The following is a 7,503-nucleotide window of genomic DNA, read 5'->3' as shown; positions in this document are numbered from 1 at the left end:
CTGCGTTGCGATCGTTCGGTCGCGCCAATCGAGGGCGCCGCGCCGGGACCGTTTGCGGCGCAAGATCGGCTCCGGCAGTTTATGGAACGCGGGATCGACGAATACGCCGATGCGAGAAACGATCCGAATGCGGACGGACAATCCGGCCTGGGCGCATATCTCCACTTCGGCCAGATATCGCCGGTTCAAGTTGCCATGGAGGCTTGGCGCCACGGGTCGGAGAGTGCAAAGTCGTTTTTCGAGGAGCTGGTGGTGCGGCGGGAACTCGCGATCAATTTCTCGGAGCGTTGCGAGAATTACGACCAACTTTCGTGCCTACCCGACTGGGCCAGGCGTACGCTCGCGGATCACGAGGACGACGCACGGGAGTACGTTTACGACGAAGAGGAGTTCGAGTCGGCGCGCACGCACGATCCTTACTGGAATGCCGCGCAACTCGAAATGATCCACACGGGCAAGATGCACGGCTACATGCGCATGTACTGGGGAAAGAAGATCCTTGAATGGTCGCGCAATCCGGCGACGGCGTTCGATATCGCCGTGCGCCTCAATGACAAGTACGAACTCGACGGGCGCGATCCCAATGGCTACGCCGGTGTCGCGTGGTGTTTCGGGTTGCACGATCGACCGTGGGCCGAGCGGTCGGTCTTCGGCAAGGTGCGGTACATGAACGACAAGGGACTTCGGCGAAGGTTCGATGCCGACGCTTACGTGCGAAGAATCAACGCGATCGTCGCGCGTCAGCCCTCGTCTTCCAGCCCCAGTCGATAATCGCCCGACCGCAGCAGCGCGTCGCCGCCGGTTTCGCCGCTGACGCGGAAGAACCATCGCCCGGGCTGATCGACCGTGATCGTGATTTCGTGCGCGGTCGTCAGACCTCCGACTTCGCCACTATCATCGGAATAGATCGGCAGCTTTCGCGTCCATTCGACCCGGGATGTCGTCGCGACGTCGCTCTCCCACGTGATTCGCCACTCGCCGCCGCCGAGATCCTCGGCTTCGATATCGGCGAGCAGCGGTTGATCGACGGGGGTCTCGTCCACGATGTCCGGCGCTCCGTCGCGCAGATCGGCGATGAAATCGAGGATATCGCCGGGGCGCACGGGCGAGGCGCCCGCGCCCCACGTGAGATCGATCGCGGCGGCGAGGTCGGCGAGTTGTTCGAGATCCCATTCGATGATCGGCATCTGGTCGGCGTGTCCGCGCTGCGAGTACATGTAGCGGAACATCGCGTCCTTGACGTGCCGCCACACGACGCACGCGTCTCGGTGAAGCGCGAGCATGGCGTGCAGTTCGTCGTATTGCGCGGGATCGGTGAACGCGGGCTCGATCGATTCGATCGCGTCGAGATTGTCCTGCGCGATTTCGATGGCCTCGCTCGCTTCCTGCCAGAGATCGGCGAGCGTCTGCTCGTCGGGAAACGCGAGATCCTCGGACGTCTCCCACCAGTCGCCGTCGTAATACGCCGTGTTGCGCGAAACGAGCTGCTCGGGAAAACGCGCGCTGCCCGGCACGTCGGACCCCTTCACCAGCGTCCACATGCCGAGCGTGTAGTACATCTTGCGCATCGCGTCGTGCGATGTGCGGAAGATCCGCTTCAGGACGTCGGCCTCGGCGGAGTCACCGTCGATTCCGTATTTCGCATCGAACCATTCGCGGTGGATCTCGTCCGGGCTTGCGCCGTCGATCAAGATGCGGCTGTAGGCGTAAATGTTGATCTCGTTCGGATTGCCGAAGGCATGTGCCGATCCCCGCTCGATGCGAGCCGCCGCGCCGAGCGCGCCGTGCGCCTTGTCGTACGCCCAGCGTCCCGCGATGTAGTCGACCTGCCCGTTCAGAATGCGGCTCTGACCCCAGTACTCGTTGCCCAGATCCATCTCGATGATCTGGTGCCGGTGGCCGACATCGCCGATCAGCGGATCGTCCGGATAATAAGGTTGCCAATCCTGCGGCACGTCTTTGGTCATCACCGACAGATCGTAGTTTGGATACGCGCGCAGCGACTCGCCAAGCCAGAGAATCTCCAGCGGCTGGTGCATGAAGGTGCGCACGCGCAGCTTCTTGCTGAACTCGCCCATTACCACGCCGCCGACCGTGTCGTAGATTTGCATGAGTCGGTCGACCGGGCGGGAGTTGATAACATCGAGCACCGGGTTACCGGTGTCGGGTTGCTCGAAGCACCACTCGCACAGGCACACGGCGTACCACGGCTCGACCTCGGCCGACCCGAACATCAGGATCACGCCGTCGATTTCGGGAATGGTTTCGAGTGCGTCGCGATACGCCTGGGCGCGGCGGACCCACAGATCGTCCGCGGGGTCCACGCACAGCAGATAGCTCTCGCGCGCGAATTCGTGCGACCAGACCCACACCTCGAGCCCCAGCGACTTCGCTTCCTGCGCGATGTCCCGCAGTGTCGCCGCGTGACCGGCGTCTTCGTTGATCTCGTCGATGTCCATGATGAGATCGTGCGAGAGCTGTATGTGATCGATCCCGTAGTCGGCTGCCTGATTCAGCACCCACGAGACGTGCGCGCGATCGGAGTCGAGCAGGATCCATCCATAGCTGGGATCGGGCAGGGGAGGAAGGTCGTCGTCGCCCGTGTCGTCGTCGGCGTCATCATCGGGGAGCGGAGGCCACGTGTCGTCGTCGCCGGTATCGTCGTCCGCGGAATCGTCGTCGGCATCGTCATCGGGACCGGCGTCGTCATCTCCTTGACTGCCGGAATCGTCGTCATCGTCGCCGCAACCGCAACCGGTGGCCAGTGCAACCAGTGCCGCTACCCAAAGAACGTTCTTCCAAGACGTCATGGACGACTCCCGAAATCGAGACGAACGCACAATAGTTCCCGTGGGAATTCACGACAAGTTGACCGCGCGAGGCCGCGTTGTCGGTCCGCCCCGGAACGGATATGGTCGAGACGCAATACGAGGTGCGTCATGTCGGGTGAAATCGTACGCATCCCCTTTGGCCGGGACCGCGAGGTCGAGTTTCCGCTCGCGCCGAACTGGGAACTCGTCGGCGTGTGCGAGCCGCGGGCGGTGACGCCGAGTGCCGACGTGGCCGCGGAAGTTCGCCGCGCGATCGCGAAGCCACACGGTTCTCCGCCGCTGGAGCAAATGGCGCGCCGCGCGAAGACGGTCGTCGTCGTCGTGGACGACGTATCGCGTCCGACGCCCGTCGACCAGTTTTTCCAGCCCGTCATGGAAACGGTTGAGTCCGCGGGCGCGAAACCGGAGAACATCATCGTATTGACGGCGCTCGGCGTGCATCGGCCCATGACCGACGACGAAATCGCGACCAAGATCGGCTCGTGGGGCGCGTCGCGATACCGATGCGTGAATCACGACAGCGCGCCGGGCGACCACCTCGTGCGGCTCGGGCGCACCTCGCGCGGCTCGGAGGTGTGGGTGAATCGCCTCGTCGCGGAGGCGGACCTCGTCCTCAGCATGGGCTGCATCGAACCGCACACGATCGCGGGGTTCGGCGGCGGCTACAAGAACATCTTTCCCGGCGTGGCGGGCCGGGTCACGATCGCGGCGAATCACGCCCTCAACACCACACCATCCACCTTCAACATGGTCGGAAGCCGCCCCGAGACGAACCCGATGCGCTGCGATCTCGAAGAGTGCGGTCGCATGCTTCAGGCGACGGTATTCGTCGTGAATGCCGTGCTCGACGGCAAGTTGCGTGTGGTGGAAATCGCGGCGGGCGACGCCGTCGCCGCGCACCGGGAGGGGATCAGGACCTCCGAGCGGATCTTCGGGGTCGAGATCGACGCGCCCGGGGACATTCTCATCACCGGCAGCGCGCCGATGGACATCGATTTGCGTCAGGGGCTCAAGGCGCTCGCCAACACGATCCGCGCGGTGCGACGCGGCGGAATGATGATCAACTTCATCGCCGCCGAGCAGGGACTTGGTGACTCACCGCTGCCGACGAAGAAGCTGCACGTCGGCAAAAAGACGGTGCGCGCGCTTTCGTACGCGCTCCTGCCGCTCATCGGCAAGTTCTCGTTCGGTTTGCGGGAAGAGGACCTCTACTTCATTTACTTCGCGTTGCAAGCGTTTCAGCGAAACGACATCTACTTCTATTCGCCGAACGTCCCTCCCGAGTTTACGAAGAAGATCCCATTCTTCGAGATTCACGCGTCGCTCGACGCGCTGCGCGCGCGTACGCACGCCGCGGCGCGCGGTCCGGCCCGCGTACTGGTCTTTCCCAAGGGCGGCGTGACGTATCCGATTCTGAAAGGGTGAGCCTCAGGGAAGGACGGAGAGCGCCGCGCCGAGCGCGCCGACAAACTGCGGTTCGGGCAGCACTCGCACGTTCGCGCCCATGGCCTTGCTGATCGCGTCGACCATGACCGAATTGAGCGCGACGCCGCCGCTCATCCAGATTGACGTGCCGTTCGCGAATTTGCCCGCCAGCGAGGCGATGCGGCTCGCCAGAGATGCGTGCAACCCCGCGACAATGCCCTCGACGCTCTCGCCCTGCGCGACGAGCGAGATCACCTCGCTCTCGGCGAAGACGGTGCACGTGCTCGACACGGCGACGGACCGCATCGAGCGCGCCGCCAGGGCGGGGGCGTCGTCGAAGGAGACATGCAGACGCCCGAGGATGACTTCGAGAAATCGTCCCGTTCCCGCGGCGCACTTGTCGTTCATCGCGAAATCGCGCACTCGGCCGTCCGGCTCGACGTGGATGATCTTCGAGTCCTGCCCGCCGATGTCGATGAGAATTCCCGCGCTGCGCATCACGCGGAACGCGCCCTTGGCATGGCACGTGATCTCGGTGAGCACGCGGCTCGCCGCCACGCGCTTGCGCCCGTAGCCGGTCGCGCCGACGGGGATGTCGGTCGCCGCGCCGGTTCGTTCCTTCAGCACGGCCAGATTCTTGGTGGTCTGTTCCTCGATGCGCGGATTGCCGATCTCGACGATACGATCGAGCACGTCTCCCGACGCATCGAGCACCACCGCCTTCCACGTCGTGCTGCCGACATCGACGCCGATCGCCGCGGGCCGCGTCAAGCGAAGCTCTCCATGAAGGCGGTCAGCCGGTTGTCGGCCTGCTCGGCGGAAAACGCACGCGGGTCGGCGTGGTCGGCCTCGAGCACCATCACGCGGATATTCGCCTCGGCCTGGAGCCGGTCTTTCAGGTCGTATTGTCCGATCGAGTAGGGCTTGCACGAGCGGTCGCTGTGCAGCACCGCGCCCACCACGTCGTACTCGCGGGCGAGGCGCTTCATCAGCGACAGGCGCTTGGGCAGATCCTCGTTGAGGATGATGTGGGTATACGCCTTGGCCGCGCTGCCCATCGGGTCGCGCTCGTCGATGACCTTGCCGGCCTCGTACCACGCGTTCGTGTACGTCGTGCACACGAAGTTGAATCCGTTCTGGGCGAGCAGATCCGACATGCCGCGCACGTTGAACCAGATCGGCAGATTGTCCCACATCAGCCGGTGCGTTTCTTTTTTCAAGCCGCCGACGCCGCGCTTCACGCGGTCCTCGAGTTCCTCGGCGAGACCCCGATAGTAGTCGTTGCACTCGTCGCTGCCGCGCAGCGACACGATCGGCGCCATATGGAAAAACTCGTCGAACCCCGTCCACGGCGCGGGCTTGTTCTTGCTCGCGTCGAGGCAGCGACCCCAAAGCTTCGACCCGATATTCGCCTTTCGCGTGACCTCGGCGAGGGCCTCGGGCTCGATTGTCTTTCCGGTGATCTTTTGCGCCACCTCGAGCAGTTCGAGGAGTTGATCCTTGACGTACTGCCGATGGTGTTCCGGCGCCTCGCCGTACACGTACGGCGTGTCGATGAGCACCAGAGGAATCTTGAAGTGCTCCGCGAGCGCGCGATACCAATAGAGGACGGTCTGGCAGATGTTGGTGCAGCACGCGAGCAGGTCGGGCTTCGGCAACCGGCCCACGGGCGTTTTGCCGGTCATGACGGAGCCGATGTCGGCGCGGGCGTATCCGCACAGGTCGCGCGCGTAGCCCTCTTTTTCGACAACATCGGAGAGCTCCGGCACAACGCGCTGCACGCTGCAGATCGCCGCGTGGTTTTCCGGATAGACCGTCCAGAACCCGAGCGGGCGAAAAATCTCGACCGGAAAACCGCTCGTCACCCAGGCCACCGGCACCGCGCCATCGGCATAGCGGCCTTGAAAGTAGTAGCGCGTCATGATGTCCTTCAGGCGGTTCACCGATTCCAGCGGCGGTCCGAACGGGTGCTCTTTTTTCGGCCCCTTCTTCTTTGGGCGCAGCTTCTTGCGCCACTTGTCGAGGCTCGTGAGGAACGGACCCACGACATTGCCGGCGATCTCGTACTGAATGCGTCTCGTGATCATGCGGCGCTCCGGGGGCTGGAAAGGGTTTCGATGAACGCCTCGATCCGCGTGCGCGCCTGTCCGGAGAAGTCGGACTCGAGTTCGCCTTCAAGGTAAAGCTGGGGGATACCGTGCGCGCCGAAATGGCGACGTAGCGCCGGCACATCGAAGAGTTGCGGCTCGCAGAATTTCTGTTCGTGGATGATGACGCCACGCGCACCGCAGCGCTGCATTATGGCGTCGAGATGCGCGAGGCGCGGGGCCTGCTCGGCGGAGTGCGTCGGGCAGGGAGACGCTGAGTCGTAGAGATCGACGAGCGCGGCCCAGGGATCGGAGAGATCCAGTTCGGTGCGGCTGTTCACGCGACGACCGACCGCGGCGTAGTCGTCGCCCGCCACGTAGGCGCCCGCCTCCGCGACCACGTCGAAGATCGACATGGGTTCGGGTACGTATCCGGTGATGAAGATGGGGATGCCTTTTTGCGCGGGCGTGTCGAGCAGCTTTCGTTCGATGTCCCGAAGCTCATTCAAGTGATCCGTGGGCCACAGAAATTCGCCGCGCCGCAAGACGCGGTAGTAGTCGGCGTCGTTCACGGGCAGGTACGCGCGCCGGTCCGCAAGACGCAACTTGAGCGCGTCGATTTCGCGATGCAGCCGAATCGCGTCGCGGAGTGCGTCGTCCGTCGGCGGTGCGACACCGAGCGTCGCGAGCGACTGGGCCAACGCAACCATTTCGGCGCGGATGAACGCTCGCGAACTGGCGCGCAGCGGTCCCTTGGGATGGATAAAACGGAAAGCGGGCTTCTTCCATCCGCCGAAATCCGGCGCGAGCGTCGCGAGCCCCTGCACCGAGTCGCAGGTGTGGGGAAACAGGGCGCCGTCCGCGACGTCCGCGCCGCCCGAAGCGATGAACGCGAGCGCGTTGCGCACGACCGCGCAGACGTAGGTTTGAAGCCGTCCAGCTTCCGGTCCGCGCGGCGGCCCCGGCGGTCCCCAAAGTTCGACGGCGAGTACGTTCATCGCCGTCAGAATCTCGCGCGGGTAGTGCACCGGCAGCACCACGACAGCCTTGCGTCCGTGGCGACTCTTCTGTTCCTCGATGTAGGCTTTGCGCATGGCAGGACCCGTCGGATGGCATGACAATTCGAAGCCGAATTCCTTTTAACGCCGAGTTTGACGGAC

Annotated in this window: 6 protein-coding genes; 2 read left to right on the top strand and 4 right to left on the bottom strand. The window is 64.1% G+C overall.

Translation table 11 applies throughout. From position 1 onward, the window contains the following. Positions 1-195: 195 nt before the first annotated feature. A complete protein-coding gene (locus tag IT350_16590) occupies positions 196-771 on the top strand; it encodes a hypothetical protein (GenBank protein MCC6159672.1) in 576 nt (191 codons plus the stop codon). Here the strand turns inward: IT350_16590 and IT350_16585 are convergent. Beyond that, complete coding sequence (locus IT350_16585) at positions 741-2,810, bottom strand: hypothetical protein (protein MCC6159671.1); 2,070 nt, start codon at positions 2,808-2,810, stop codon at positions 741-743. The genes IT350_16590 and IT350_16585 overlap by 31 nt on opposite strands. Before the next feature lie 129 nt (positions 2,811-2,939). Here IT350_16585 and larA point away from each other — a divergent pair, with 129 nt between their 5' ends. Then, a complete protein-coding gene (larA, locus tag IT350_16580) occupies positions 2,940-4,256 on the top strand; it encodes a nickel-dependent lactate racemase (protein MCC6159670.1) in 1,317 nt (438 codons plus the stop codon). A gap of 3 nt (positions 4,257-4,259) precedes the next feature. Here larA and IT350_16575 read toward each other — a convergent pair whose 3' ends face one another. From IT350_16575 to IT350_16565, 3 genes are read right to left on the bottom strand one after another with little or no spacing between them, the layout of a single operon-like run. Further along, positions 4,260-5,027 carry a 2-hydroxyglutaryl-CoA dehydratase gene (locus IT350_16575; GenBank protein ID MCC6159669.1) on the bottom strand — a complete coding sequence of 256 codons (768 nt, stop codon included), beginning with the start codon at positions 5,025-5,027 and terminating at the stop codon, positions 4,260-4,262. After that, a complete protein-coding gene (locus IT350_16570; GenBank protein MCC6159668.1) occupies positions 5,024-6,343 on the bottom strand; it encodes a 2-hydroxyacyl-CoA dehydratase in 1,320 nt (439 codons plus the stop codon). The genes IT350_16575 and IT350_16570 overlap by 4 nt, the downstream gene beginning before the upstream one ends. Next, complete coding sequence (locus IT350_16565; protein ID MCC6159667.1) at positions 6,340-7,437, bottom strand: 2-hydroxyacyl-CoA dehydratase; 1,098 nt, start codon at positions 7,435-7,437, stop codon at positions 6,340-6,342. The genes IT350_16570 and IT350_16565 overlap by 4 nt, the downstream gene beginning before the upstream one ends. Between the last annotated feature and the right edge of the window lie 66 nt (positions 7,438-7,503).

This window comes from Deltaproteobacteria bacterium (genome assembly GCA_020845895.1).
In the GTDB taxonomy this organism is placed as follows: Bacteria; Lernaellota; Lernaellaia; order JACKCT01; family JACKCT01; genus JADLEX01.
Note: the sequence above shows the minus strand (reverse complement) of the source record. Positions and strands in the feature narration are given on the sequence as shown.